The organism is Moorena sp. SIO3I6 (assembly GCF_010672095.1).
In genome coordinates, this window is record NZ_JAAHHU010000709.1 from 1 (window position 1) to 2398 (window position 2398).

Here is a 2398-nt window from a genome sequence, read left to right on the forward strand (position 1 = left end):
GGAGCAGGTCAATTTTGTCAGAACACTTGAACTACAAACCCTTGAACTACAGTGTTTTCGGGGCTTCAGTAGCAGTCGTTTTATAGTATTTTTGTACTATTAAGTTGACATACTCCCAAAACTCATAAGTAGTCGGACAAAAGTTTTGGGTGCTGTATAAAGTTTTGTAAATATAGGTAAAACCTTTTGGGGTAAAGGTTACAAGCATTTTACAGTTTTCAAGACAGTACCGTTTATTTATGTCCGACTACTTAGAAAAACTCATAGAAAAACTCATAAAACTCATAGAAAAACTCATATCTCTCGCACCTCTCAGGGAGCATGTCACTTATGCAGACCCTTGAACTACAGTGTTTTCGGGGCTTCAGTAGCAGTAGTTATTTTAGTACATTTGTTCTACGAATTTGACATGCTCCCCTTAGTCTTGCTATAAATTCAGCCAATTCATTGATATTACTAAGCTATTTGACTTAGTATTTAGCTATGACAAGCTATTATTAATTTATTAATAATTTAGTCAATAGACATCTCCGACAAAGAATCTGAAACCCCGATCCTATCTAGGTGAAAACCTAATTTCTGGCTGAGGGGGTGACATGAGCCCTGAAAAGCCTATTATATAAGGCTTTGAGGCCAGTTATCTTAGCTTAGATCAACTCACAAATTGACCCTACTTTGATGTAATGGCAAGCTCAAACCCTGATAACTACGTCCAAGGTCAGTCCAAAACACCATGTATCTTTCAGGTGCGACCCGTGGCGAATTTAATTCTTAATGCGGAAAGCGCACCATTAGTAACATATCGGCTGAACGTATTACCCAGTAAGGATGTCAGCTTGCATGTCACCCCCTCAGAATTTCTGGAGATGTCTAATCTTGAATCTTAACCAAACTAAGGTCAATATCCTTGACCTTAGTACAGCCACTCAACGCCATCGCTATATCCAATTCATCCCGTAACAATTGCAAGACATGGCGTACTCCCGCAACTCCTGCTACAGCTAATCCCCATAATACCGGACGACCTACCAACACGGCTGATGCACCCAAGGCTAGGGCTTTGAGGACATCAGTTCCTCGACGGATACCTCCATCGATTAATACCGGTAGATGATTTCCCACAGCTGCGACCACTTCAGGTAAGGCATCGATGGATGCGAAAGAGCTTGGGATTTGCTTTGATGACAAACAGCTCAGTTTTTAATTAGTAAAATCAAGATAATATAGACAGTTTATTTAACTAAAATGCTACCTTCTCTTACCAATTCGCTAACTTTACCTGGCATTCTGCAACGAAGATAGCGTGGTTGTACCCCGATAGAGCATGACGTTTCAAAGTTCTCACTTTTGTTTATCCAGCCGCCAACGCATTTCTTTAAGGCAAAAGTATTGGTCCAACATAATCGAACAGACCATCTAGCAGTGATTGGTACACTTCCATTACTAATCGAACCTCTGCTCAGAGAAGAGACTTTGATGTTACTAACCCACTTCTCTTTTGATTCAACATTGAAACTAGGATTAGCAGATATGAAATTATCAAGCTCTTGTCCGAGAGTGCCTGTTTCCGGAAGGCGTACAGAAAATATTCCATTCTCAAAGTTTGCACTACGTCCAGAGGCAATCAAAATATCATTGCTTGCTCCTATCCCTTCACTGGTTGACTGACTAGGAGATTTATAGGCAAAGGTTTCCAGTGGTTTGGGAATATCTACTACGGCTAAAGTGGTGATAATGGATGCTAAACCAAGGGTGCTTAATAAGTTCGGTAGTTTCATTAATTTTTCGGCATTTTGAGGATTTTAGTGTTTTGGTAATAGCACCCTATTTATTCTGATCAAAAATTGATATAGCTCTGGATTTATAGCGATGCAGCGCCGCCAAAGGGGGTTTCCCCCATGAGCGACTGCATCAAGAAGCGTTTATCCTCGCTATGAGGTAGGCTTTTAAACCTCAAAGTCCCCCTTGATAAGGGGGACCAACGGGGGATCCCTTTGTACCTCATGGCATAGAGAATTGCTATATTTCAGTTTCCAATAGATAAATCGATTAATATCAAACCTTATATAACTCTTATCATCACCCTGATAAGTGGCGGTAATTTAGTGAGATAGTATCAAAATATTCCCAATAAATAGTAATTTATATAGTGATTTTTCTAATCAAAGATAGCATACCTATTATTTCTATAATGTCAGCCAAGTCATTGATATTACTAAGCCAAATGTATTATTAGTCATTAATTAGTTGGTGACTAGTTATTGGTTAATTAACGTCAGTACGGGTTAAGCAGCAGGTGGTAAAGCCCAGTCAATCAGGAGAGAAGGCTTCTTGGACTGATGGCAATAAGCAATCAACCCACAGACGACATTGACCAGGAAATTGATGGGGCTGCGAT

3 protein-coding genes are annotated in these 2398 nt (G+C 39.8%); 1 reads left to right on the top strand and 2 read right to left on the bottom strand.

The features are described 5' to 3' along the window. Window positions 1–683 precede the first annotated feature (683 nt). Window positions 684–887, top strand: a complete 204-nt coding sequence (locus F6K49_RS41650; protein ID WP_293107072.1) for a hypothetical protein — start codon at window positions 684–686, stop codon at window positions 885–887. Here the strand turns inward: F6K49_RS41650 and F6K49_RS41655 are convergent. Both F6K49_RS41655 and F6K49_RS41660 read right to left on the bottom strand, forming a co-directional pair. Then, window positions 871–1188, bottom strand: coding sequence for an alpha-hydroxy acid oxidase (locus tag F6K49_RS41655; RefSeq protein WP_293107076.1), 318 nt, complete (start codon window positions 1186–1188; stop codon window positions 871–873). The two genes, F6K49_RS41650 and F6K49_RS41655, sit on opposite strands and share 17 nt — an antisense overlap. A gap of 44 nt (window positions 1189–1232) precedes the next feature. Beyond that, window positions 1233–1778: a hypothetical protein gene (locus tag F6K49_RS41660; protein WP_293107080.1), complete on the bottom strand. Its 546-nt coding sequence runs from the start codon at window positions 1776–1778 to the stop codon at window positions 1233–1235. Window positions 1779–2398 lie beyond the last annotated feature (620 nt).